26 protein-coding genes are annotated in these 22,453 nt (G+C 64.0%); 18 read left to right on the forward strand and 8 right to left on the reverse strand.

The genetic code is table 11. The features are described from left to right. Window positions 1–109: 109 nt before the first annotated feature. The 3 genes from U5A56_RS17645 to U5A56_RS17655 all read right to left on the reverse strand — a co-directional run bounded on the left by U5A56_RS17645 (window position 110) and on the right by U5A56_RS17655 (window position 3,266). Window positions 110–1,051: an amino acid ABC transporter substrate-binding protein gene (locus U5A56_RS17645; protein WP_321923682.1), complete on the reverse strand. Its 942-nt coding sequence runs from the start codon at window positions 1,049–1,051 to the stop codon at window positions 110–112. Between the two features lie 13 nt (window positions 1,052–1,064). Beyond that, window positions 1,065–2,372 (reverse strand): dicarboxylate/amino acid:cation symporter, encoded by a 1,308-nt coding sequence (locus tag U5A56_RS17650; protein ID WP_044846949.1) that lies wholly within the window; start codon window positions 2,370–2,372, stop codon window positions 1,065–1,067. Window positions 2,373–2,576: 204 nt separating this feature from the next. Beyond that, window positions 2,577–3,266, reverse strand: coding sequence for a glutathione S-transferase family protein (locus U5A56_RS17655; protein ID WP_321923683.1), 690 nt, complete (start codon window positions 3,264–3,266; stop codon window positions 2,577–2,579). 251 nt (window positions 3,267–3,517) lie between these two features. Between U5A56_RS17655 and U5A56_RS17660 the strand changes: the two genes are divergently transcribed. After that, window positions 3,518–4,390: a LysR family transcriptional regulator gene (locus U5A56_RS17660; protein WP_321923685.1), complete on the forward strand. Its 873-nt coding sequence runs from the start codon at window positions 3,518–3,520 to the stop codon at window positions 4,388–4,390. A gap of 66 nt (window positions 4,391–4,456) precedes the next feature. Here the strand turns inward: U5A56_RS17660 and U5A56_RS17665 are convergent, their stop codons facing one another. Next, window positions 4,457–5,374, reverse strand: coding sequence for a LysR family transcriptional regulator (locus U5A56_RS17665; protein ID WP_321801863.1), 918 nt, complete (start codon window positions 5,372–5,374; stop codon window positions 4,457–4,459). Window positions 5,375–5,548: 174 nt separating this feature from the next. On the opposite strand from U5A56_RS17665, the gene gltP reads away from it, so the two are divergent. From gltP to U5A56_RS17715, 10 genes are all read left to right on the forward strand, one after another. Continuing rightward, on the forward strand, window positions 5,549–6,877 hold the full coding sequence (gene gltP / locus U5A56_RS17670) for a glutamate/aspartate:proton symporter GltP (protein ID WP_321923687.1): 1,329 nt from the start codon (window positions 5,549–5,551) through the stop codon (window positions 6,875–6,877). A 53-nt stretch (window positions 6,878–6,930) separates the two neighbouring features. Then, window positions 6,931–8,208, forward strand: coding sequence for an aminotransferase class V-fold PLP-dependent enzyme (locus U5A56_RS17675; RefSeq protein ID WP_321923689.1), 1,278 nt, complete (start codon window positions 6,931–6,933; stop codon window positions 8,206–8,208). Between the two features lie 176 nt (window positions 8,209–8,384). Further along, window positions 8,385–9,134 carry an electron transfer flavoprotein subunit beta/FixA family protein gene (locus U5A56_RS17680; protein ID WP_175670069.1) on the forward strand — a complete coding sequence of 250 codons (750 nt, stop codon included), beginning with the start codon at window positions 8,385–8,387 and terminating at the stop codon, window positions 9,132–9,134. Between the two features lie 16 nt (window positions 9,135–9,150). Then, a complete protein-coding gene (locus U5A56_RS17685) occupies window positions 9,151–10,083 on the forward strand; it encodes an electron transfer flavoprotein subunit alpha/FixB family protein (RefSeq protein WP_321923694.1) in 933 nt (310 codons plus the stop codon). Continuing rightward, entirely contained in the window at window positions 10,073–10,948 is an 876-nt protein-coding gene (locus U5A56_RS17690; RefSeq protein ID WP_321923696.1) for a CoA ester lyase, read from the forward strand. Before U5A56_RS17685 ends, U5A56_RS17690 begins: the two co-directional genes overlap by 11 nt. A gap of 530 nt (window positions 10,949–11,478) precedes the next feature. After that, window positions 11,479–11,763, forward strand: coding sequence for a hypothetical protein (locus U5A56_RS17695; protein WP_124519976.1), 285 nt, complete (start codon window positions 11,479–11,481; stop codon window positions 11,761–11,763). Window positions 11,764–11,809: 46 nt separating this feature from the next. Then, on the forward strand, window positions 11,810–12,019 hold the full coding sequence (locus tag U5A56_RS17700) for a hypothetical protein (RefSeq protein WP_321923698.1): 210 nt from the start codon (window positions 11,810–11,812) through the stop codon (window positions 12,017–12,019). Between the two features lie 31 nt (window positions 12,020–12,050). After that, a complete protein-coding gene (gene rpsU, locus U5A56_RS17705; RefSeq protein WP_124487370.1) occupies window positions 12,051–12,263 on the forward strand; it encodes a 30S ribosomal protein S21 in 213 nt (70 codons plus the stop codon). A 123-nt stretch (window positions 12,264–12,386) separates the two neighbouring features. Then, a complete protein-coding gene (locus tag U5A56_RS17710) occupies window positions 12,387–12,689 on the forward strand; it encodes a hypothetical protein (RefSeq protein ID WP_321821336.1) in 303 nt (100 codons plus the stop codon). Window positions 12,690–12,780: 91 nt separating this feature from the next. Next, window positions 12,781–13,098 (forward strand): hypothetical protein, encoded by a 318-nt coding sequence (locus U5A56_RS17715; RefSeq protein WP_321923700.1) that lies wholly within the window; start codon window positions 12,781–12,783, stop codon window positions 13,096–13,098. Window positions 13,099–13,152: 54 nt separating this feature from the next. On the opposite strand, the gene U5A56_RS17720 is transcribed toward U5A56_RS17715, so the two are convergent. Further along, window positions 13,153–13,368 carry a hypothetical protein gene (locus U5A56_RS17720; RefSeq protein WP_044846937.1) on the reverse strand — a complete coding sequence of 72 codons (216 nt, stop codon included), beginning with the start codon at window positions 13,366–13,368 and terminating at the stop codon, window positions 13,153–13,155. A 177-nt stretch (window positions 13,369–13,545) separates the two neighbouring features. On the opposite strand from U5A56_RS17720, the gene U5A56_RS17725 reads away from it, so the two are divergent. Continuing rightward, the gene (locus tag U5A56_RS17725) at window positions 13,546–13,857 is read left to right on the forward strand and encodes a hypothetical protein (protein WP_260426231.1); all 312 of its coding nucleotides are present in this window, start codon (window positions 13,546–13,548) and stop codon (window positions 13,855–13,857) included. A gap of 549 nt (window positions 13,858–14,406) precedes the next feature. Further along, window positions 14,407–14,742, forward strand: a complete 336-nt coding sequence (locus U5A56_RS17730) for a hypothetical protein (protein WP_082088641.1) — start codon at window positions 14,407–14,409, stop codon at window positions 14,740–14,742. Window positions 14,743–14,885: 143 nt separating this feature from the next. Here the strand turns inward: U5A56_RS17730 and U5A56_RS17735 are convergent, their stop codons facing one another. After that, window positions 14,886–15,791 (reverse strand): LysR family transcriptional regulator, encoded by a 906-nt coding sequence (locus U5A56_RS17735; protein WP_321923702.1) that lies wholly within the window; start codon window positions 15,789–15,791, stop codon window positions 14,886–14,888. A gap of 118 nt (window positions 15,792–15,909) precedes the next feature. Between U5A56_RS17735 and U5A56_RS17740 the strand changes: the two genes are divergently transcribed. The 3 genes from U5A56_RS17740 (at window position 15,910) to U5A56_RS17750 (ending at window position 19,171) form a co-directional block, all read left to right on the forward strand. Beyond that, window positions 15,910–16,500, forward strand: coding sequence for a flavodoxin family protein (locus tag U5A56_RS17740; protein WP_321923885.1), 591 nt, complete (start codon window positions 15,910–15,912; stop codon window positions 16,498–16,500). 69 nt (window positions 16,501–16,569) lie between these two features. Next, window positions 16,570–17,634, forward strand: coding sequence for an aldo/keto reductase (locus tag U5A56_RS17745; protein ID WP_044846934.1), 1,065 nt, complete (start codon window positions 16,570–16,572; stop codon window positions 17,632–17,634). Window positions 17,635–17,725: 91 nt separating this feature from the next. Continuing rightward, window positions 17,726–19,171 carry a DEAD/DEAH box helicase gene (locus U5A56_RS17750; RefSeq protein ID WP_321923704.1) on the forward strand — a complete coding sequence of 482 codons (1,446 nt, stop codon included), beginning with the start codon at window positions 17,726–17,728 and terminating at the stop codon, window positions 19,169–19,171. A gap of 57 nt (window positions 19,172–19,228) precedes the next feature. On the opposite strand, the gene U5A56_RS17755 is transcribed toward U5A56_RS17750, so the two are convergent. Beyond that, window positions 19,229–19,966: a hypothetical protein gene (locus U5A56_RS17755; protein WP_321923887.1), complete on the reverse strand. Its 738-nt coding sequence runs from the start codon at window positions 19,964–19,966 to the stop codon at window positions 19,229–19,231. Between the two features lie 245 nt (window positions 19,967–20,211). Here U5A56_RS17755 and U5A56_RS17760 point away from each other — a divergent pair, with 245 nt between their 5' ends. Both U5A56_RS17760 and U5A56_RS17765 read left to right on the forward strand, forming a co-directional pair. Then, entirely contained in the window at window positions 20,212–20,358 is a 147-nt protein-coding gene (locus U5A56_RS17760; protein ID WP_321923706.1) for a hypothetical protein, read from the forward strand. A 947-nt stretch (window positions 20,359–21,305) separates the two neighbouring features. Next, window positions 21,306–21,893 carry a hypothetical protein gene (locus tag U5A56_RS17765; RefSeq protein WP_260426232.1) on the forward strand — a complete coding sequence of 196 codons (588 nt, stop codon included), beginning with the start codon at window positions 21,306–21,308 and terminating at the stop codon, window positions 21,891–21,893. A gap of 210 nt (window positions 21,894–22,103) precedes the next feature. Here the strand turns inward: U5A56_RS17765 and U5A56_RS17770 are convergent, their stop codons facing one another. Next, window positions 22,104–22,445, reverse strand: a complete 342-nt coding sequence (locus U5A56_RS17770) for a cytochrome C oxidase subunit IV family protein (RefSeq protein ID WP_044846931.1) — start codon at window positions 22,443–22,445, stop codon at window positions 22,104–22,106. Between the last annotated feature and the right edge of the window lie 8 nt (window positions 22,446–22,453).

Consider the following 22,453-nt stretch of genomic DNA (forward strand, 5'->3'; position numbering starts at 1 on the left):
GCGGGATGCGTCGCGGCTGCCGCACAACGTAGGCGACGCCGGTGACGCCGCCGCATCACGCGCGACAGGAACGGCTCGTCCCGGTCGAGCGGAAGACGGCGGCGCTATCTCATTCGCCCTTGACGCCGATCGTCTCGATGATGGTCTCCAGCTGCGGGCTCATCGGCAGGTTGAGGCTCATGCCCGACGGAAGCGGGCGCAGGAACCAGCGCTTGTACTGGCGCGTGATCTCGCCGTCGACGGCCAGTTCCTCGAACGTGCTCTTCACGACCTGCGCGAGCTGCGGATCCTCCTTGCGGAACATGATGCCGTACGGGTCGTAGGACAGGAAGTCGCCGACCACGTCGTACTGGCCGCCCTTGCCCGCATTCACCGCAATCAGGCCGTACAGCAGCACGTCGTCCGTCGCGAACGCATCGGCGCCGCCGCTCGCGACGAGCGCAAAGCCCTGCGCATGATCCGGCACCACCTGCAGCTGGATGCCGAGCCTGAACCGCGCGTCCAGGTCGCGCAGCGCCTTCTCGTTGGTCGTGCCGGCCGTCACCGCGACCTTCTTGCCCGCGAGATCGCGGAACGAGCGGATCGGCGAGCCGCGTTTCACCATCACCTTCGTGCCGGCCACGAAGATGATCGGCGAGAACGCCACGCGCTTCTGCCGCTCCAGGTTGCTCGTCGTGGAGCCGCATTCCAGGTCGACCGTGCCGTTGACCACCGCGTCGATGCGGTTCTCGGACGTGACCGGAACCCAGCGGATCGTCAGGTTCCGGTTGACCGCATCCTCGATCGACGACACGAGCGCCTTGCAGAGCTCGATCGAATAGCCGATCGGCTGGTTGCGCGCGTTCAGATACGAGAACGGGATCGACGCGTCGCGATAGCCGAGCGCGATCGTGCCGCTGCTACGCACCTTCGCGAGCGTGCCGGTCAGTCGGGCCGGCGCGAACGGCTCGACGCGCGGCGGCGTGGACGGCGCATCTTCCGCGCGCGCGGTTGCGCCCGCGGCAAGCAGGCCCGCGAGCGCGAGCGCACGCCAGAATCGCTGCATCTTCATCGCCGGGCCTCCGTCAGACGTCCGTCGGATGCGCAATCGTCGCTTCCTGTTCCGCTTCGATGCGTGCCAGGTTGGCTTCGGCTTCCGCTTCCGACATGAGCTGGTTTTCCCACTTCGCGACCACCGCGCTCGCGATCGAGTTGCCGACCGCGTTGGTGGCCGAGCGGCCCATGTCGAGGAACGTATCGACGCCGAGAATCAGCAGCAGGCCGGCCTCCGGAAGCCCGAACTGGTGCAGCGTGGCGGCGATCACGACGAGCGATGCGCGCGGCACGCCGGCCATTCCCTTCGACGTGAGCATCAGGACCAGCAGCATCGTGATCTGCGTGCCGATCGACAGGTGGATGTTGTACGCCTGCGCGATGAACAGCGACGCGAACGTGCAGTACATCATCGAGCCGTCGAGGTTGAACGAATAGCCCATCGGCATCACGAAGCTCGAAATCCTGCGTCGCACGCCGAACCGGTCGAGCGCATCGAGGATCTTCGGATACGCGGCTTCGGAGCTGGCCGTCGCGAACGACAGCATGAATGCTTCCTTGATCAGCACCAGCAACTTGAATACGCGCGGCCCGAGGAACAACAGCCCGGCACAGACGAGCAAGGCCCAGAGCAGGAACAGGCTCACGTAGAAGTCGCCCATGAACACCGCGAACTTCAGCAGCACCGACAGCCCGTTGACCGCGACGGTCGCGGCCATCGCGGCCATCACCGCGAGCGGCGCGAGCTTCATCACGTAGCCGGTGATCTTGAGCATCACGTGCGACAACTGGTCGATCGCGGCGACGAGGATCTTGCCGCGCTCGCCGAGCGCCGCGAGCGCGACGCCGAAGAACATCGAGAACACGACGATCTGCAGGATTTCGTTGTTGCTCATCGCCTCGGCGAACGATCTCGGCACCATGTGGCCGACGAAATCCTTGAGCGTGAACTTGGAGGTCGCGAGGTTCGCCGATGCGCCGATGTCCGGCAGCGGCAGGCCGAGGTTCTCGCCGGGCCGCAGCAGGTTCGCCATGAACAGCCCGAGCAGCAGCGAGATCAGCGACGCGGTGACGAACCAGCCGATCGATTTCGCGAACACGCGCCCGACCGATGCCGCGTCGCCCATGTGCGCGATGCCGACGACGAGCGTCGAGAACACCAGCGGGCCGATCACCATCTTGATCAGCCGCAGGAACACGTCGGACACGAGCGAGATGTATCCGGCGATTTCGGTGGTGGCCTTTTTGTCGGGAAAGCTCGTGAAGATCATGTAGCCGATCAGGATGCCTGCCACCATCGCGATCAGGATCCAGACGGCTGCAGCATTTTTTTTCTGCATCGTGCGCCTCCCATGCACCGGTTCCGCAACCGGGGATGGAAGGACAATACAGGACCCGAACGGCGATGAACAGTGCAACCGGGGGCGGGTTTGCGCTAGCGCCGTGTCGCGACCGATCGCCCGGCAAAGATCGTGCCGGTGGCACCCTGAGCCCGGTGCCGGCGCAACCCGATACGGGGCGCCGGCACGCAAAAGCGGTTCGGTTCAATCCTGAATGCGCAATACGTGATCGCGGATACGCGTCGACAGCATCGAGCCGCGCTTGAGCAGGAACTCCATCAGCCGCTGCGGATAGTCGGCCGGGACCGCTGCGCGCACGGACGGCCGTTCGGCGAGCCGTTGCCGCCATGCAGTGACCTTGGGCAAGCCCGCGAAGAACCCGAAGTCGTCGATCTGCTCGAACACGTCGAAGTAGCGGAACACCGGCCCGAATGCCGCGTCCACGATGCTGAAGTGCGCGCCGCCAAAATACGGGCCGGTGCCGAGCGTGTCTTCGAGCTGCTCGAATCGTGCGCGGATGTCACGGGTTGCTGCGGCCAGCGCCGTTTCGTCCGCAGCCGTGTAGAACCCCCACACGGCGTTCAGCAGTGCCGATGCGAACTCGACCCAGGCGCGGTGCCGCGCCCGCTCGAGCGGCGCATCGGGATGCAGCCGCGGCGCGAGCGTCTCGTCGAGGTAGTCGCAGATCACGGCCGATTCGAAGATGGGCGCGCCATCGACGACCAGCACGGGGGTCTTGCCGAGCGGGGAAATCCTGCGAAACCAGTCCGGCTTGTTGCCCAGGTCGACGTCCGTCCGTTCGAACGGGACGCCTTTTTCGGTCAGCACGATGACTGCGCGCTGGACGTACGGGCAAAGCACGTGGCTGACGAGGTGGTATTGGGGCGTGCTCATGTCGTCGCCTCGCCGTGTCAGGCCACGCCGGGCGCGAAGCGCTGGCTGCGCCGGCCCAATGCCACGCGCAGCAGCAACGCGCCATGGGCGGCATAGGCGGCATTGTCACTCGTCGAAATCGATTGGTTCATATCGGCACCCGTTGGGAGAGTTGGCAAGGCGGCACCGAATTTGACATTGCGGAAGTGCTTGAGCAATACGCATGATTACAATGACGGATTGCAAAAATGCAATGCACGGGGGATAACCGGATGCCATACAAGCTCAGCGCAGCAGACCTCGAAACGATACTGGCGCTGTCCCGCTCGGGCACGCTGGTTCAGGCGGGCGAGCGACTGGACGTGGATGCGTCGACCGTGTTTCGCAACCTCAGGCGGATCGAGCGCGGCCTGCAGCAGCAGTTGTTCGAACGGACCCGCTCAGGCTATCGCGCGAAGGAAATCGCGCTGGCGCTGGCCGAATACGCGGAGCAAGTGGAAGTGCAGGTCGAATCGGCCCGCTCGATCGCGCAACAAGCGCCCGAGCAAGTGGCGGGCACCGTGCGCATCACCACCACCGACACGATTCTGCACGGGCTGGTCGGGCCGGCGCTGAAGCAGCTGGAAGCCGTCCACCCGCGGCTTGCGTACGAGCTGAACACCGGCAACGAGATCGCCGACCTGGGGCGCCGCGATGCCGATATCGCGGTGCGTGCGACCCGGCAGCCACCGGAATATCTGGTGGGCAAGCATGTCGGGTCGATCGACGTGGCGCTTTTCGCGTCGAGGCACGACGCCGCAGTACGCCGTTATGAAGACGTCACGGCGGGCAAGGCACGCTGGATCGCGCCGGACGACGCGCTGCCGGGCCACCCGTCGGTCATCTGGCGCAAACGTCATTTCAGGAAAGTGGTGCCGCACTACAAGGTCGACAGCATCCTGACCGTGATGGAGCTGGTCGCCCTGGGCATGGGCGTCGGCATACTGCCGATGTTTCTGACACGCGGCCGCTCCGATCTCGTGCAATTGACCGATGTCCTGCCCGACTGCCGGACCGAGCTGTGGGTGCTGACCCACCGGGAATCGCGACATCTGCTGCGGGTCTCGACCGTATTCAAATATCTGTCGACGACGCTGAAGATCTGACCGTGTGCTTCGGTGCGCACCGATGCGGGCGCATCGCGCCATGGGTTTGCCATGTCGTTCGGAACCCTAATCATGTGCACCGGGGTCCAGCAGGCTCGTGCTGAAATCGCACGCCTGCGCCGCCAGCTGGACGATCTCGGCGGTCAGCGAATGGGCGCGTTCCGCACGATGCAGCGCAACGTAGCGCACCGGCGGCAGCGCCGGCCGCGTGCGCACGATCTCCAGCGCCTCGCACGCGACCAGGTGCGCGACGCATGCCTTCGGCAGATAGCTGACGCCGAGTCCCGACAGCGTGAGGCCGATCTGCGCGATCAGGCTGTTGCTCGACAGCACGCGCTGCATCGCAACGCCATGTTCCTGCAGAAAGCGCGTGTACAGATGCCCCGTGCCCGACAGGGTCCCTTGCAGGATCAGCGGAAACTGCGCGACGTCCGTCAATGAAATCGCCGTCTTGCGCTTCGGCATGAACCCGGCCGCGCACATCCACGCATTGTCGACTTCGCCGACCACCGTCGCCGCGAACGATTCCGTCGCATGAATCTGCGGGACGACGATCAGGTCGATCGTGTCGGCGGCGAGACGATCGCGCAGCACCGCGGTCAGGTCCACCTCCGCCTCCACGTGCACGCGCGGATAGGCGGCCTGGATCGCCGCGACCAGGCGCGGCAGCCAGGTCAGCGCGGTCAGTTCGGTCACGCCGATCCGGACATGGCGCACCAGCGCTTCCTTCGAACTCATCCGCTCGACGACGCGGTCGCGCTGTTCGAGCAACGCCTTCGCGTGATCGAACAGTTCGGCGCCCTTGTCGGTGAGCCGGGCGCTGCGATGCGCGCGGTCGAACACCGTCAGGTCGAACGTGCGTTCGAGTTCCTGTATCCGCTTCGACACGGCCGATTGCGTCGTGTTGAGGCGTGTCGCGGCCGCGTCGAAGGAGCCGAGTCGCACGATCCAGTACAGCGCTTCCATCTGCTTGAACGTGAGCATCGCCTGGTACTCGATAGATGAGGAAAAGCGATATTTTCGCATATCAAAAAATCGCTTTTTTTACCTATTTCGGCTGCTTAAGGTTCTCCCGTTGCGTTGTCCGGCGAGCGCGTTCGTCAGGTACCGCGCCGCCTCGTATCCAGCGTTCAACCGCCCCCCTTATTTGGAGACAGCATGGACACCGTCATTGAATCCCCGCCCGTCCCGGACGCGGCGCGCAAGCCGGGCTTCGGCCTCGCGTGGCAGATCGTCATCGGGCTCGTCGTCGGCATCGCGACCGGGCTCGTGTTGAACCGGTTTCCGCAATTGCGCGACACGGCCGTGTCCGGGTTGCTGCAGCCGGCCGGCGACATCTTCATCAAGCTCGTGCGGATGATCGTCGTGCCGATCGTGTTCACGAGCATGGTGATCGGCATCGCGGGCGTCGGCGACGGCAAGTCGCTCGGCCGCATCGGCCTGAAGACGCTGCTCTATTTCGAGGTGATCACGACGATCGCGATCGTGCTCGGGCTCGTGATCGGCAACGTGCTGCAGCCGGGCGTCGGCACCGACATGTCGCAACTCGCGCACACGGACATTTCCCGCTACCAGCAAGCCACCCAACAGGTGCAGCAGGCGCATCACGGGCTGATGGCGCTGGTGCTCGGCATCATCCCGGACAACATCGTCGCGTCGATGGCGAAGGGCGACCTGCTGCCGGTGATCTTCTTCTCGCTGCTGTTCGGTCTCGGCCTGCAGACCGTGCCGGAAGAACACCGCAAGCCGGTGCTCGCGATGCTCAAGGGCGTGGCCGATGCGATGTTCAAGGTGACGAACATGGTGATGCGCTATGCGCCCGTCGGCGTGTGCGCGTTGATCGCGGTGACGGTCGCGAGCTTCGGTTTCGGGTCGCTGCTGCCGCTGCTGAAGCTGGTCGCCGTGACTTACTTCGCGATCCTGCTGTTCGCGATCGTCGTGCTCGGCCTGACCGCGCGGTTGTTCGGGTTCCGCATCGTCACGCTGCTGCGCGTGATCAAGGACGAGCTGATCATCGCGTTCTCGAGCTGCAGTTCGGCGACCGTGCTGCCGCAGCTGATGAAGAAGATGGAGGACTACGGAGTGCCGAAGAGCATCACGACCTTCGTGGTGCCGACCGGCTACACGTTCAACCTCGACGGCGCGTCGATCTATCTCGGCATCGGCACGCTGTTCGTCGCGCAGCTGTATGGCGTGCATCTCGGCTGGCAGCAGCAGATCCTGCTGACGCTGACCATGGTCGTCACGTCCAAGGGCGCCGCGGGCGTGCCCGGCTTCATGTTCGTGATCATGCTCGCCACGCTCGCGAGCGCGGGACTGCCGCTCGAAGGGCTGGCGTTCATCGCCGGCGTGGACCGGATCATGGACATGGGGCGCACCGCGCTGAACCTCGTCGGCAACGCGCTCGCGCCGCTCGTCATCGCGAAATGGGAAGGCCAGTACGACGCGGACAAGGGCCGCGCATACCTCGAATCGCTGCGCGGCTGAACGCCGCCATGCAGGCATCGCACAACATTCAGAAGCAAACAGGAGCATTGAAGATGAGCAGTCCCCGCGGAGCACTTTTTCCCGACGCGTTGTTGCAGCAGGTCAAGGCGCGCTTTCATCATGTCGATCACGATATCGACGGCCGCGCGCGGCTGTTCTTCGACAACGCGGGCGGATCGTTCCGGCTGAAGGCCGCGGTCGACGCCTACGCGCGGATCGATGCGCTGCCCGACTGCCCGGAGCGCATCCATGAGCGTGCGCTCGATCTCCAGGCGATCCAGTCGCGCGGCGAGGACGACGTTCGCACGATCCTGAACGCGCGCGACGGCACCGTGTATGCGTCGCTGACGGCGTCGGGCGCGATGTTCGACATGGTGCGCGCGATCATGGAGAACGTGCCGGGCACCAATGCGGTGACGACCGTGCTCGAGCACCCGTCGTCGTACGATGCGATGACGCATTACGCGGAACGCACCGGCAAGACGCTGCGCATCGCGCCGAGCAATCCGCAGACCGGCGGCGTGGACGTCGATGCGATCGTGTCGCTGGTCGACGCCGATACCGCGCTGCTGAGCGTGATGTTCGCGTCGAACATCTCCGGCGCGAAATTCGACATCGAGACGATCGTCGCGCGTGCGCGGGAGAAGAAGCCGGACCTGTTCATCGTTGTCGATGCGGTCCAGCATGCGCCGCACGGCATCATCGACGTGCAGCGCATGCCGGTCGACGGCATCAACTTCGCGCCGTACAAGTTCTTCGGTTGCCGCGGGTCGGGCATCTCGTGGCTGTCGCCGCGCGCGTCCGCGTTGCCGCATCACCGGCTTGCCGCGAAGGAGCACGGCGTATGGGAACTGGGCAGCCCGGCGCCCGCGCAATTCGCGGTCGTGACGTCGATCGTCGATTACGTGAGCTGGATCGGCCGGTATTTCCGCGATTCGGACGATCGGCGCACGCTGTTCGTCGAGGGCATGCACCGGATCGAACTGCATGAGCGCGCGCTGCTGGCCGCGTTGCTCGACGGGTGTGAGGGGCGTCGCGGGCTGCGGTCGATCGACGGTGTGGAGGTCTACTGGGATCACGACGACCTGACGGAGCGCGACCTGATCGTCGGGATCGGTTTCGCGAACCTCGAACCGACGCAGGCGGTGCGGGAATACGAAAAGCATGGCGTGATCGTCTATGAACGCGTCGCGTCGAGCCTGTATTCGGGGCGGATGCTGAAATCGTTCGGGCTCGGCGGCGCTGTGCGGATATCGCCGCTCCATTGCCATGCGCCCGACGATATCGCGCGATTCCTGGCGATTACCGCCACGCTGGCAGCGAACCGCTGATCAACGACACGGCCCGGATCATCCGGGCCGTGTCGCATTCGGCGCCGGGAAACGCGTGGCGCAATAGGTTCGGGCTATGACCGGCAGAGTCAATGGATAGTTGTCGCCGGCCGGGTTTGCGCGTGTAATGGCCTGCGAAACCGGATGATGCCAACGACTCGATGGAGGAGCAGCGCGTGAAGATCGTCGTAGCAGTGAAAAGAGTGGTCGATTACAACGTGAAGGTCCGCGTGAAGTCGGACAACACGGGCGTCGACATCGCGAACGTGAAGATGTCGATGAACCCGTTCGACGAAATCGCGGTGGAAGAAGCGGTGCGGCTGAAGGAAGCGGGTGTCGCGACCGAAGTGATCGCGGTGTCGGTCGGCGTGACGCAAGCGCAGGAAACGCTGCGCACGGCGCTGGCGATCGGCGCGGATCGCGCGATCCTCGTCGAATCGAACGACAGCGTCGAGCCGCTGGCCGTCGCGAAGATCCTGAAGGCGCTGGTCGACAAGGAGCAGCCGCAACTCGTAATCCTCGGCAAGCAGGCGATCGACGACGATTCGAACCAGACGGGCCAGATGCTGGCCGCGCTGGCCGGCCTGCCGCAAGCGACGTTCGCGTCGAAGGTCACGATCGCGGACGGCAAGGCAACGGTTGCACGCGAAGTCGACGGCGGCGCGGAAACGCTGTCGCTGACGCTGCCGGCGGTGGTCACGACCGACCTGCGCCTGAACGAGCCGCGCTACGTGACGCTGCCGAACATCATGAAGGCGAAGAAGAAGCCGCTGGAAACGGTGAAGCCGGAAGACCTCGGCGTGGACGTCGCGCCGCGTCTGAAGACGCTGAAGGTGGCCGAGCCGCCGAAGCGCGCGGCCGGCGTGAAGGTGCCGGACGTGAAGACGCTGGTCGAGAAGCTGAAGACCGAAGCCAAGGTGCTGTAAGAGGGAGCGGAAAGAAATGACGATTCTGGTGATTGCAGAACATGACAACGCGTCGATCAAGGCCGCGACGCTGAACACGGTGGCGGCGGCAGCGAAGATCGGTGGCGACATCCACGTGCTGGTCGCGGGCCACAACGCGCAAGCGGCTGCCGATGCAGCAGCGAAGATCGCAGGTGTGTCGAAGGTGTTGCTGGCCGATGCGCCGCAACTCGAAGCGGGCCTCGCGGAAAACGTCGAGGCGACCGCGCTGAACATCGCGAAGGACTATTCGCACATCCTCGCGCCGGCGACTGCGTACGGCAAGAACATCGCGCCGCGTATCGCCGCGAAGCTGGACGTCGCGCAGATCTCCGACATCACGGCTGTTGACAGTGCCGACACGTTCGAGCGTCCGATCTACGCGGGCAACGCGATCGCGACGGTGCAGTCGAGCGATCCGATCAAGGTCATCACGGTGCGCGCGACGGGTTTCGATCCGGTGGCAGCGGAAGGCGGCAGCGCAGCGATCGAGAAGATCGAAGCCGCGGCGGACGCCGGCAAGTCGCAATTCGTGAGCCGTGAAGTGACGAAGCTGGACCGTCCGGAACTGACGTCGGCGAGCATCATCGTGTCGGGTGGCCGCGGCCTGGGCAGCGGCGAGAACTACACGAAGGTTCTCGAGCCGCTGGCCGACAAGCTGAGCGCCGCGCTCGGCGCATCGCGCGCGGCAGTCGATGCCGGCTACGTGCCGAACGACTATCAAGTCGGCCAGACCGGCAAGATCGTCGCGCCGCAGCTGTACATCGCGGTCGGCATCTCGGGTGCGATCCAGCATCTGGCCGGCATGAAGGATTCGAAGGTGATCGTCGCGATCAACAAGGATCCGGAGGCGCCGATCTTCAGCGTGGCCGACTACGGCCTCGTCGGCGATCTGTTCGAACGGGTTCCGGAGGTGGTCGATGCCGTCTGATGCCGCGATGCGCGCCGGCGGTGGCCGCGAGGCGCCGGCCCAGTCGTATTTGTTCGTGCCGGGGAGCAAGCCGGAGCGCTTCGACAAGGCGCTCGCAAGCGGCGCCGATGCGATCATCATCGACCTCGAGGATGCCGTCGAGCCGGAGGCGAAAGTGGCGGCGCGCGATGCGATAGCGGCGTGGGTTTCGCCCGAGCATCCGGTGCTCGTGCGGATCAACGCGCGGAACACGCGATGGTTCGAGGCCGATGCCGCGCTCGGCGCGTTGAAGGGTGTGGCCGGTATCGTGCTGCCGAAGGCCGAGTGCGCCGACGACGTGTGCGCCGCCGTTGCGCTCGCGCGCCGGCGTGTGCCGGTCTATCCGTTGATCGAAAGCGCACACGGCATGTGGAACGCGCTCGATGTCGCGAAAGCGCCGTACGTCGAGCGGTTGATGTTCGGCACGCTCGATTTCATCGCGGACATGGGCATGTCGGACGATGGCGTTTCGCTCAATCACTTCCGCTCGCAACTCGTGCTGATCTCGCGGGTGGCCGGGATCGAATCGCCGGTCGACGGCGTGACGCCGGATATCGATGACGGCGTGCGTATCGCGCGCGATGCATTCAACGGCAAGCAGCTGGGGTTCGGCGCGAAGCTGTGCATCCATCCGAAGCAGATCGGCTTCGTGCACCGATGCTTTCGACCGAGCGACGACGAAGCGCGCTGGGCGCGGCGCGTGCTCGATGCGATGCGCGATTCGAATGGCGGCGTGGTGACGGTCGACGGGAAGATGGTCGATCGGCCGGTGCTGTTGCGCGCCGAGCGGATCGCCGCGCTGGCTGCCGCCGTCAACGCCGGATCGAACGCCGCCGCCGGCGAATGATCGGCGGCGTGAGTCGGGGTGGCCACGGCTGTCCGCTATCGTCGGATCAATGAACGGGTGCGTGTATGCCTCGGCGGCTTGCATTAGGCGAAGTTGCTTCTGTATTCGGTCGACTGACGGAAGATGGTGGAGATGCAAAAGTTTGGTCGCCGGGAAGATGCTCGTCGACGACAGTGATCGGCGTGGTCTTCATCTGGTCGACTCGCCACGTCGAAAGCGTTTCGATGAACGAGGGCACGACGGCATGGGGTGAGCCGCGATCACGGCGCGACAACGCACTTCGTCATCTGCCTCGTCGCGGTCGAAATAAAATGGACACCCGATCGACGATGCGCGTATGATGGTTTCGTTCGAGCCTCCGTTTGCTGTTCGACCGCTCGCCCTCCACCTGCCACCGTGTTGCGTCGCGCATTGCCTCGCGCGCAACGTTTGTCCCTTTCACCACGACCCGTCGCGCCATGCATCAGGCGATGCTGGCTGCCTACGCTCGTCCTTGCGAGTCGCCGAGAAGCGATCGTCAGGAGTTCATGATGAGCATGCATATCTACCGTGGATTCGAGATCTATCCACTGATTTACCCGCACGTGCCTGCGCTGGATGGCTTGCCGCACAACTACGAGGCCGGCTTCGACGCAGCGGTCAAGATTTGTCTTCGCGGCACCACCGACACGCTGACGCAGAGCCAGACTTTCAGGCTCGTCGGCGACGGCCCGTTCGACACGGCCGGTGACGCACGGCGTGCGTCGCTGCGCTATGCCGAGCGCGTCATTGACGACGATCGCGAAAAGCTGGCCTTCTTTTCGGACGCCCTCTGACACGACTCGCATGGCAGCGTGACTTGCCATCAATTTGGAGGGCGAAATGATCGTCGACGAGCTTATCGATCTGGTCCAGCGGTGCAAGCTCACGCGGAGCGATGCTGTCCTGCCCGCTGGAATGACCCATTCTGCGCGGTGCCATCAACAAGAGCTGCAGATGTTCGCGGCGGTGCGCGCATTTTCGATCGGAGCCGGGTATTCGGAGTTCGAATCCGACGCGATAGCGAGCACCGTCATGACACGACTCGGCTAGTTTTAGTCGAACGTTTTCCAACAGGCATTACATGACAACCATCACACTGAAGATCAACGAACCCATCGATGTCGCGCTGCGGCGCTTCCGGCGCGGTATCGAGAAGACCGGGCTGATTCGCGAGTTGCGCAGTCGCACCAGCTACGAAAAGCCCACGACGGAGCGCAAACGGAAAAAGGCCAGTGCCGTTGCCCGGCAGCGCTTGCGGGCGAAGCGCATGTTGCCGCCCCGCAAGATGTACTAGAAGAACGGCGGGAACAACGTGCCGGCCGAGGGGGGCATTACGTCGTCATCCCGATCCCCGGCGTGCGGTACGGCGACCGGACGACGCAGGCAGCATGCCGGCCGCCGCGCAGCGGCAGGAAGAATGATCGGTACGCGCGTCGCGCCGTGCAGCAACCAGGATGAAAATCATGATCAGAAGGCGGCAAGCATGAGCTGGTACTGCGACGCGGAACGCGAGTTGGCCCATATCAGACGATCGGTCGGGCTGCTCGAGCAAGCGCAACACGCCTTCATCAACCGATCGTCCGTGAACGATCCCGCGTACTGGAGAGTCAAGCTCGACAAGCTCCGCACACAATCCGAGCGAAGCAAGGTCCTCGCACTGCAGGTGGACGAGCTTTTGGTCCGCCTCGAACGCATTCAGGATTCGCGCTGCCGAAAATAGGAAGCTGCTCCTTCGTTCTCGTCTTGTTCCGGGTGCACGCGCATGGCAGGGAGCAGCCCACGGGAGTCGCATTCGAATTTCGGAGCAACACATGATTGACGCTAACCCAGGCAACACGTTTCGACACCTTCCACTCTCGCCCGAGCAAGACGCGGAAATCCGGCACTATATAAAGAAGAAGGCGCAAAAGGGCGAACCATGGGACACCCCCGAGTTGGCCATGATGCTCGCAGACATGCTTTCCCCGCCGCCTGGCGACGACGAGCAGCCAGAGACTACCGTTGAAGCAGTGAAGCTGGCCTGCGAATATGCATTGACTTCGATCGACGAAGCCATGGAACCCGTATCCGCAAGTGAAGAGCGACTCGCCGCGATGGAAGCCGAGGAAATGAAGCATCCCAGGCGGTAACGCAGCCACGATGCCCGACGCTCGAGCCACAGCTGCGCCACCGCCTTTTTGCCTTCAGCCAAATTGAGCGGCCAGCCATCCCTGCGCCCATTGCGTCGCGTACGCAATCGCATCGTCGCGCGCATCGAAGCCGGCCAGATCGCCGCTGGAATGCACCTCTCTCTCACCTCCGTCCAGCAGCGTCGTGGTGATTCTCGCATGTGCGATGTACTCGCCATCGGCCCTGCGGGGCGTCGGATCGATCCGGAAGCGTGTCGTATTGAAGAGCATGGGCTCCTCCCTGTCTGGTTGTCGCGGGCGGGGCTGCCGTGCGGGGCCGCACGAGCAGAAGCGTCCACCGTCGGGATGTTTCGCGATCCGGCCGGCTTCACCATCCGGCCGTGGCCGCGCACGCTTCGATCGGGTCGATAACTTCGTCTGCAATGCGAACCGTTGGACCTCGTCGCGATGAAAATGGAAGAAACAACTGTGCTCACGAGAATTGATCACCGTTCGGTACCCTGTTACCTGATCCTCCGCGGTGGCTGGTCGACCTGTGTGCTGAATGCGGACCGTGTCGTTCTGCGCCGTGAAGCCAGTCCGCTGTTGCGCGCCTTTGCGCGAACCCGCGGAGAATGGGCAAGTATCGACGGCGTCGCATGGAACACCTTCTCCGATGCTGAAGGCCTTTCTGCGATCGAGCGACGGGAGACGCGATGTTATGCGCTGGTCAAGGGAACGGAAACCGAACACCAGTTGCGATTGTTGATGACCCTCTGACGTCAAGGTGCGGGCGAGTCTCGTGCGGTCCGACGCACGGGAAAGCTGAAGTTCGGTGGCGTGTGCGGGATGGTCGTCGCGGTCTCAAGTATGCTCGTCGACAGTCGGGCAAATTCGCCTATAAACACCACGTTTCCAGTCGATTCATGGGCAATTCGTACTCCGTGAGTACCTTTGACTTTCGCGACTGCCATCCCCGCGGCATCGACTTGACCGGAGCGTGATTTCGCCGCGCTTTGTGCCAAATCGGGAACGTGTCGATGCTTTGACATTCAAGCGAAGTTCGGCGCATGGTAGCCAGCAAGCGACTTCGACTCATGGCGCTATCCATGACGACGATGCCGCGTGCCGCACAGCATCGTTGCGGCACATCGCGATATGCTGACGGGGTCGAAGGCTGGGCTCGCGCCGCGCCGAGGGCAGTCCGATTCGGCATGATGGGCGACGAAGTCAGCCTGCGATGCCGCAGGAACGCGAATTGCACGGTGGTGGGCGTAGCCGAATTCGCGGCCGCGGATTCAAGCTGAAGCTGCGTCACTGGAGAAGTCGGTGAGCACCGAGAGAGAGCTTTTTGAACAATGGTGGTTCCGCGACGCGCCGGTGGAATATCGCGCCGACCTGGCCTATCGCGTTCGGGACCAAGGCGGCTATGTCACGGGAACACGTGCGGCGGCCGCTTGGGATGGATGGCAGGGGGCACGTCAGGGCCAGAACTGGATTCCGGCGGATCAGCACTGCCCGACGCGTCAAGATGCGGACTCGGCGTCTAATGTGCTGGCGTGGGATTCACGAGGATTTGCGGTCGTTGCTCGATTCGACGACGTCGCGCTGCTGCAGTCGGCGTACACGCACTGGATTCCCCTGCCGCCCGCGCCGAAGGATTAGCTGCGGCGTCACGACGCGAGGTCGCCGGTTACGGCGCAGCTTGCAGTCTAACCATGTCGGCGGCCCGGCCAAATCGCATGAGCAGCCTCGTCGGTTTCCCGGCCGCGGGCCATGCCCCCCCGAGCCGATCCGCCGCGACGCCCTCAGTCGAAATAAGGCTCCAACACCCGCTCGATCCAGTCCATGAACGCCCGAACGCGCGGCGACAGATTGCGTCGATGGGCCACGACGAGCCACGCGGCCAGCGGCTCCGGGCGCAGATCGGGCAGCACCTCCACCAGCGCGCCGCTTTCGATGTGAGTCGCGACCCCTGAATATCCGGCCTGGATCAAGCCGATGCCGGCCAGCCCGGCAGCGTGATAGGTCTGCACGCTGTTGACCTGCATCGCGCTCGGCAACGGCAGCGACGCATAGCCGGTGCCGTCCGGGTACTCCCATCCCGTATGACGCGCGCCGAGTGTCAGCGTGTAGTGGACCATCCGGTGTCCCTGGCCGAGCAGATCGTCGAGCGTATGCGGTACGCCGTATCGCGCCAGGTAGCCGGGGCTCGCCGCATTGATCATGCGCAGCCGGCCCAGCGGTCGCGCGATCAGCGTCTCGTCCACGATCGGGCCCAGACGGATCACGCAATCGAAGCCTTCCTGGACGAGATCGACACGCCGATCGGTGCTCGACAGCTCCAGTTCCAGCTCCGGATGCGCGGCCATCAGTTGCGGGAGTGCGGGAACCACGACACTGCGGGCCAGTTCGGTCGGCATGTCGACGCGCAATCTTCCCCGCAGTCGCGTGCCGTTGCCGGAGAACATCGACTGCAATTCCTGGACTTCGGCCAGCAGGTCCCGTGCGCGCGAATAGAACGCGCGTCCGTCCTCGGTCAGCTGCACGCTCCGCGTCGTCCGATGCAACAGCGCAACGCCCACGTCGCGCTCGAGTCGGCGGATCACCATCGAGACACGTCCCTTCTGGATGCCCAGGCTTTCGGCTGCCCGCGTGAAGCTCGTCATTTCGGCGACACGGGCAAAGATCAACAGCGCATCGAGGTTTTGCATTGTTCACTCGGCGAGTAACAGAACGTTCAATCGGTCGTCATTTATAACTCAATTGCGACTCAGTAGAGTGCTTTCCGATGTCGTCTCCCGACGACCACCTGAACGAAAGGGCGCAACCATGACACAACACATCGCACCGGTTAAGACGGCCGTCGTCTACCACTCCGGCTATGGGCATACCCAGCGTATGGCAACGGCTGTCGCCGAGGGCGCGGGCGCCGTTCTCGTCGCAATCGACGCCGACGGAAACATCGCGCCGGACGCGTGGGACACGCTCGCGGGCGCCGACGCGATCCTGTTCGGCTCGCCGACCTACATGGGCGGCCCCAGCTGGCAGTTCAAGAAGTTCGCCGACGCATCGTCGAAGGCCTGGTTCGACGGCCGGTGGCGCAACAAGATCTTCGGCGGCTTCACCAATAGCGCGAGCGTCAACGGCGACAAGCTCAATACGCTCGAATACTTCGTGCTGCTCGCCGGGCAGCACGGCGGCGTCTGGGTGAGCATGGACATCAAGCCGGCGAACCTGAAGGCGTCGATGCGCGACGACCTGAATCGCATGGGCTCCTATCTCGCGCCGATGGCGCAGACGCCGGCCGACGCGTCGCCCGACGAGATGTCGCCGGGGGATCTCGAGACGGCACGCCGCTATGGCGCACGCGTCGCAACGATCGCCGGACAGTTTCGGGTAGGGCACGCGCGAATCAGCTGACATCCCGGCGTGCGGGGCGCCTGACCGGACGCCACCGCACGCTTTCCAGCCGACCATGAGGAAACGGCCATGAAATACAAGCAACTGGGCCGCACCGGCCTGTATGTCTCCGAGCTGTGTCTCGGCACGATGACGCTGGGCGGCAATGCCGATGCCGGCATGTGGGCGTCGATCGGCGCGGTCGGCCAGGACGACGCGACCCGGCTGATTTCCCGCGCCCTGGCCGAGGGCATCAACTTCATCGATACCGCCGACATCTACTCGTTCGGTCAGTCGGAACGCCTCGTCGGACAGGCGCTCCGGGACCTCGGCGTGCCGCGCGGCGAGATCGTGCTGGCGACGAAGACGGCGGGCGTGATGGGCCCGAAGCCCAACGATCAGGGGGCGTCGCGCGGCCACATCATGGATTCCGTGCAGCGAAGCCTGGAACGGCTCCAGGTCGACCACATCGACCTCTATCAGATACACGCGAACGACCCCGTCACGCCGATCGAAGAGACGCTGCGGGCGCTCGACGATCTGACGCGGCAGGGGCTGGTTCGCCATGTCGGCGTCTCGAACTGGCGCGCCGGAAAGATCGGCAAGGCGCTCGGGCTCAGCCAGGCGCTCCATGCGACGCGCTTCGAGACGCTGCAGGCCTACTATTCGATCGCCGGACGGGACGTCGAGCACGAACTGGTACCGCTCGCGATCGACGAGCAGATGAGCCTGCTCGTCTGGTCGCCGCTCGCCGGGGGACTGCTTTCCGGGAAGTTCGGCCCCGGGGCGCCGGCCGAAGCAGGATCGCGGCGCAGCCATTTCGATTTTCCGCCGGTCGATCTCGAGCGGGCGTGGCCGTGCGTTGCCGCGATGCGCGCCATTGCCGACGCGCGAGGTGTGTCGGTCGCGCGGATCGCGCTCGCGTGGTTGCTCGCCAAGCCGCATGTCACGAGCGTCATCATCGGCGCCAAGCGGGTCGAACAGCTCGAAGACAATCTCGGCGCGGCCGAGGTCGCGCTGACCGGGGACGAACTCGCGCATCTTGATGCCGTCAGTGCGGTGCCTGCCGGCTATCCCGGCTGGATGATCGATCGCCAGGCGGCGGGCAGGCGGCCGCAGCCTTTCACGCGCGGCGCGTCGAAACAGGACCGGTGACGCCGCATCGCGCGGCGCGGCGTTCGGCCCGCGCGATGCGGTCGCGGCGGCGGTAACGGCTAGAATTGCGGTTTTAGCCCGGAACACGTCCATGTCTTTTGCCTCGCTTGGCCTGATCGATCCCTTGCTGCGTAATCTGCAGGACCTCAATTACCAGACACCGACGCCGGTGCAGGCCAAGGCGATTCCCGCGGTGCTCGGCGGCAAGGACGTCATGGCCGCGGCGCAGACCGGCACCGGCAAGACGGCGGGTTTCGCGCTGCCGCTGCTGCAGCGGCTGGTGCAACACGGGCCGGCGGTGTCCAGCAACCGTGCGCGTGTCCTGGTGCTGGTGCCCACGCGTGAGCTGGCCGAACAGGTGCTGCAGAGCTTCGTCGCGTACGGCAAGGGCCTCGACCTGCGGTTCCTGGCCGCCTACGGCGGTGTGAGCATCAACCCGCAGATGATGAAGCTGCGCAAGGGCGTGGATGTGCTCGTTGCCACGCCGGGCCGTCTGCTGGACCTCAACCGGCAGAACGCGGTGCAGTTCGATCAGGTGCAGGCGCTGGTGCTGGACGAAGCCGACCGGATGCTCGATCTGGGTTTTGCGCGCGAACTCAACGCCGTCTTTGCTGCGTTGCCCGTCCGGCGCCAGACGCTGCTGTTCTCCGCCACGTTTACCGACGATATTCGCGCGATGGCGGCGACCATTCTGCGCAGCCCGGTCGATATCAGCGTCAGCCCGCCCAACGTCACGGCCAGCAAGATCAAGCAGTGGGTGGTGCCGGTGGACAAGCGCAACAAGCCCGACCTCTTCATGCACCTGGTGGCCGAGAACAACTGGGACCACGCGCTGGTGTTCGTCAAGACCCGCAACGGCGTGGACTACCTGGCGGCGATGCTCGATGAAGCGGGCTATGCGGTCGACACCATCCACGGCGACAAGCCGCAGCCCGCGCGCCTGCGTGCGCTGGAGCGCTTCAAGACGCGCGAAGTGCAGATGCTGGTCGCGACCGATGTGGCGGCGCGCGGGCTGGATATCGACGACCTGCCGCTGGTGATCAACGTGGATCTGCCGATCGTCGCGCAAGACTATGTGCACCGTATTGGCCGTACCGGCCGCGCGGGCGCCAGCGGCGTGGCGGTGTCGCTGGTGTGCGCCGATGAAGCGCCGCAGCTGGCCGCGATCGAAGCGCTGATCCGGCAGACGCTGCGCCGTGAAGAGGAGCCGGGTTTCGAAGCCGAACACCGCGTGCCGGAAACCAGCGCGACGGGGCAGATCATCAAGAAGCCCAAAAAGCCGAAGAAGCCCAAGGTGCCGCAAGGTGGGGCGGGTGCCATGCCGGCGGCCGGCAAGAAGCCGAAGCCGCAAGGGGGAGAGGGCAAGCGCAAGGCCGAGGGGCATCGTGCCGGCGCCGCGGGTAAGGCGGCAAGCGTGTTGAGCGGCAGTCCGTTCAGCGTGCAAAAGCCGCGCGGCAAACCCGCCGGCAAGGCGGCTGCGGGTTCACGCAAGCCGGCCGGGAAACCCACCGGTGGTCGCGGCAAGCGTCAACCCTGATCGACGGAGATGAGGCGTGCCGGCCGCCGCGGCTCGGCCGGATCTTCCTGGTCTTCGTCACGCGTTCTGCAATCGTCGACGTTCAAGGCGGTTGCGCAACAGGCCCGCGATCAACGCGCCGATGATCAGGCACACGTAGAGGGTGACGAGGTGGTGACGCCACGCGTCAAGGGCGAGCTGGTGTGAAACCAGTTTCGGATCGGGGGGCAGATACAGCGAGCCCTTCGCTTCGACGACGCGCATCATATGAACAAAGCCGCCTGCGGAGAGCAACGGCAACAGGGCGACGAATGCCAGCAGCGCGGGTTTGACGCGGCGCGCCCACGGCTGATGGCGCAACCGGAACCACAGGCCGAGACATCCGTGTATCCAGCCGGGCGCGAGGAGTGCCAGCTGCAGGCCCTGCGTGCCGCTGGTGAGCAGCACGGTGACGACACGCTCGTAGTCCGGCTCGAAGCCGTAGAGCGAGGACGCGAGCCGGGTTGTCACCGCGTGGCGGATCAGCAGCAGCGGCAGGCTGAGGCCTGCCCAGAGTCGGAGCCATTCGGCGGGCGGCAGGGTCCAGTGGCGGCGCCCGTATATCGTGTGCAACGCCAGCGCAAAATGAAGCGACGCCGCACCGTACAGCACGAACGTCCCCGGTGCGCTGCGCCAGAGCCGCAACGCCAGCACGAGACCGCGTCCGGCGAGTTCGAGTGACCAGATTCCGAGTGCGTGATTGATCAGGTGCAGAAAGAGATAGGTCAGCAGCACCACGCCCGATCCGAGCTGGAAACCGCGCAGCACGGATTGCATCCGGACTTTCGATTCACGGTGCGGTGTGCGCACCGGGGGCGATTCCCGTTTGGTATCCGATGCGTGGGCCGTGTCGATGATGTCCATAGTGCTCACCCGGTTCGTGTTTCCTGCAATACCGTGAGCACACGACAGTTATTCCCGGATTCGACGGGGACTGCCGGGAGAAGGCAATCCGAGGGGCGACCGCGCTCGACGCGCACGAGCACGTTGCAGCGGCGTTTGGCGAACGCTCAAACGGACGCATGAGCGACTCTTTGCGCACGAGGCTCGACTTCTTCGGCCGCCATCGACGCCGAATGTCGTTCCGGCGGGATTTCTCGGCCTTGATCGAAAGTTATTTGCAAGGCATGGTTTTGATTTCGGGTAATCAGGGTATTTTTGATTTTTGACGTCCGCGATTTTTACCTCCTGCCAGTCGTCAAAAATATTCTTTCGGCCGATCGCGCGATCTGCTTCGATTTATTGCGGAACCATACCCTAAAAAATTCGGGCCATCCGATTTTGGTCATGTCGACCCGGTCGGTGTCTCCGCCGTTACTGCCGGTTTGACGCTCAGCCCCGCCAGACGGCGTAATGCGAAGGAAGAGACGGGAGATCTCTCGGCAAACTGCGCAGATTTTCAGGCACTGACCGGTGCATCAACGCCCGCTGCCGTTGGGGTTTCGTCTGAGAAAATCAATGCTCGACAATATCTAGAACGACCGAGAATTTACCTATTCAACATATGAAAGTTTCGCAATATGCACTGCGAACTGCGACCCCTTTACTATTTACCGCTCAAATGTAAAAAGACGTGACCCGTCAATCAGTGCCTGAATCCAGGTCAGAACAATTCCGCATACTCCGTATCAGCAGAAATTGCGCCCGGTCCGACCCTTCTCTCGGCGCATTCAGCGCTCGTTACGTCCTTTGCATTTCGTAACAACTCGGGTTGATTCGTCAGGGCTCGCTGTTTTAAATTTTGCCCGTCGCCCAGCAGCATCCGGCAGTCGGGCGACCTTTCAATCTGCAAGTCACGCATGCCGGATACCCGGATGGCCAGCCATCCGACACTACAAGTCTGCACGCCGTGCGGGCTTGATCAAGTGGTCGAACTCGCGATGGGTGTCGGTTCGACTGCATTCAGCCCGTTGCGACCAGACGCACCGGAATGGGCTCACCACGTTGTTCATGTCATGCCGAACTGGAGCCAGCTTGATAGCGGAATCCATGATCGAATTTTGATGTTTGCGTCGCAATCCTAAATGTGTATCGACGGAATTCGCCCAGATTCACGACGGTACAACTTAACTTTGCGCACCGCGCCGATAAAGGACAGAAAATGGAATTCGTACGAATGGGAATCGTCTATGTTCATCTCATTGCCTGCTGTGTCGCGATTGGTCTCGTGCTGACCAGCGACATTGCGATGGTCAGGCAACTGCTGGATACCGACGCGCCAACTGATCCTGCCCAGGTTCATCTGGCCAGCCTGCAGCGCACCGTCACGTTGGCGCTGACGATTCTCTGGATCACCGGCATCGCGATCATTGCGTTCGACATGCGGACCCAGGGTCTCCGGTATCTCGGCAATCCCAAGCTGCAGGCCAAGATCGGCATCGTCGCGTTGCTGACCTTCAACGGTATCGCGCTGCACTCCGCGGTCCTGCCGGCATTGCGGAAAGCGGGATCCTTGCTGAAGCTTTCGTTCGAACGGCGCATGGTTGCCATTTTCGCGGGCGTGATTTCCGCCGTCTCGTGGTTCTATGCGGCAATGCTTGGCGTCGGGCGCCCGTTGAGCTGGAAGTATTCCCTGGTCCAGATCCTGGCCGCTTACCCGGCACTGATCGCCGGTGGCATCGCGACCATGTTGTTCATCACGGCAGTGGCGAAATCCAGGACGTCCGTGGAACGACGCAATACCGAAAAGGTGGCGGCCTACTGATCGCCGCCCTCCGGGGGGATGCGCGCTGCTCGCGGCAGTGCGCATCCTCTCGTCGCACATCTCTGCGTGCTGGCCAGCGTCCAATTCAAAAAGTTCGGCTGCACGCGGGCACGCGCCAGGCGCGCGTTGTCCCCATCCTCCTTCTCAAGCAGAGCCAGATCGTACGTGATCCGAAGCGTTCGTCGCCGGAAGAACGAACCGGCGACGCGATCAATGAAAGAAGAGCGCCCGCATGCCGAACGTGTGATGCGCTTCGGCCGCCATCAGCACCATGAGCACCAGCAGGCACAGCGGCGGTATCAGGATCGCGTACACCAGCGCCAGACGCTCCCACATCATGTGCATGAAGATCGACACGATCAGTCCGGCCTTGGCGATCATGAGCACGACGATCAGCACCCAGCGCACCACGCCTTGCACCTTGAAGTAGTCGACCAGGTACGACAACGTGCTCAGGACGAACAGCAGGCCCCAGATTTTCAGGTAGATGCCGATCGGGTGCTGCTGGCCGTGAGCGGCGTCGGGTCGATCGGCGGGATCGGTGTGGTCCATGGCCTGCC

Origin of the sequence: Burkholderia sp. BCC1998 (genome assembly GCF_905339875.1) — a bacterium.
Lineage (GTDB): Bacteria > Pseudomonadota > Gammaproteobacteria > Burkholderiales > Burkholderiaceae > Burkholderia.

What these genes read in the sequence shown, in the direction of transcription:
- U5A56_RS17685 (WP_321923694.1), top strand. Translation starts at nt 9,151, where the DNA reads ATGACGATTCTGGTGATTGCAGAACATGACAACGCGTCGATCAAGGCC.
- U5A56_RS17755 (WP_321923887.1), bottom strand. Translation starts at nt 19,966, where the DNA reads ATGCAATCCGTGCTGCGCGGTTTCCAGCTCGGATCGGGCGTGGTGCTG.
- U5A56_RS17695 (WP_124519976.1), top strand. Translation starts at nt 11,479, where the DNA reads ATGAGCATGCATATCTACCGTGGATTCGAGATCTATCCACTGATTTAC.
- U5A56_RS17720 (WP_044846937.1), bottom strand. Translation starts at nt 13,368, where the DNA reads ATGCTCTTCAATACGACACGCTTCCGGATCGATCCGACGCCCCGCAGG.
- U5A56_RS17765 (WP_260426232.1), top strand. Translation starts at nt 21,306, where the DNA reads ATGGGAATCGTCTATGTTCATCTCATTGCCTGCTGTGTCGCGATTGGT.
- gltP (WP_321923687.1), top strand. Translation starts at nt 5,549, where the DNA reads ATGGACACCGTCATTGAATCCCCGCCCGTCCCGGACGCGGCGCGCAAG.
- U5A56_RS17655 (WP_321923683.1), bottom strand. Translation starts at nt 3,266, where the DNA reads ATGAGCACGCCCCAATACCACCTCGTCAGCCACGTGCTTTGCCCGTAC.
- U5A56_RS17675 (WP_321923689.1), top strand. Translation starts at nt 6,931, where the DNA reads ATGAGCAGTCCCCGCGGAGCACTTTTTCCCGACGCGTTGTTGCAGCAG.
- U5A56_RS17740 (WP_321923885.1), top strand. Translation starts at nt 15,910, where the DNA reads ATGACACAACACATCGCACCGGTTAAGACGGCCGTCGTCTACCACTCC.
- U5A56_RS17710 (WP_321821336.1), top strand. Translation starts at nt 12,387, where the DNA reads ATGATCGGTACGCGCGTCGCGCCGTGCAGCAACCAGGATGAAAATCAT.
- U5A56_RS17700 (WP_321923698.1), top strand. Translation starts at nt 11,810, where the DNA reads ATGATCGTCGACGAGCTTATCGATCTGGTCCAGCGGTGCAAGCTCACG.
- U5A56_RS17725 (WP_260426231.1), top strand. Translation starts at nt 13,546, where the DNA reads ATGAAAATGGAAGAAACAACTGTGCTCACGAGAATTGATCACCGTTCG.
- U5A56_RS17660 (WP_321923685.1), top strand. Translation starts at nt 3,518, where the DNA reads ATGCCATACAAGCTCAGCGCAGCAGACCTCGAAACGATACTGGCGCTG.
- rpsU (WP_124487370.1), top strand. Translation starts at nt 12,051, where the DNA reads ATGACAACCATCACACTGAAGATCAACGAACCCATCGATGTCGCGCTG.
- U5A56_RS17665 (WP_321801863.1), bottom strand. Translation starts at nt 5,374, where the DNA reads ATGCTCACGTTCAAGCAGATGGAAGCGCTGTACTGGATCGTGCGACTC.
- U5A56_RS17645 (WP_321923682.1), bottom strand. Translation starts at nt 1,051, where the DNA reads ATGAAGATGCAGCGATTCTGGCGTGCGCTCGCGCTCGCGGGCCTGCTT.
- U5A56_RS17760 (WP_321923706.1), top strand. Translation starts at nt 20,212, where the DNA reads ATGAGCGACTCTTTGCGCACGAGGCTCGACTTCTTCGGCCGCCATCGA.
- U5A56_RS17715 (WP_321923700.1), top strand. Translation starts at nt 12,781, where the DNA reads ATGATTGACGCTAACCCAGGCAACACGTTTCGACACCTTCCACTCTCG.
- U5A56_RS17745 (WP_044846934.1), top strand. Translation starts at nt 16,570, where the DNA reads ATGAAATACAAGCAACTGGGCCGCACCGGCCTGTATGTCTCCGAGCTG.
- U5A56_RS17770 (WP_044846931.1), bottom strand. Translation starts at nt 22,445, where the DNA reads ATGGACCACACCGATCCCGCCGATCGACCCGACGCCGCTCACGGCCAG.
- U5A56_RS17650 (WP_044846949.1), bottom strand. Translation starts at nt 2,372, where the DNA reads ATGCAGAAAAAAAATGCTGCAGCCGTCTGGATCCTGATCGCGATGGTG.
- U5A56_RS17750 (WP_321923704.1), top strand. Translation starts at nt 17,726, where the DNA reads ATGTCTTTTGCCTCGCTTGGCCTGATCGATCCCTTGCTGCGTAATCTG.
- U5A56_RS17735 (WP_321923702.1), bottom strand. Translation starts at nt 15,791, where the DNA reads ATGCAAAACCTCGATGCGCTGTTGATCTTTGCCCGTGTCGCCGAAATG.
- U5A56_RS17690 (WP_321923696.1), top strand. Translation starts at nt 10,073, where the DNA reads ATGCCGTCTGATGCCGCGATGCGCGCCGGCGGTGGCCGCGAGGCGCCG.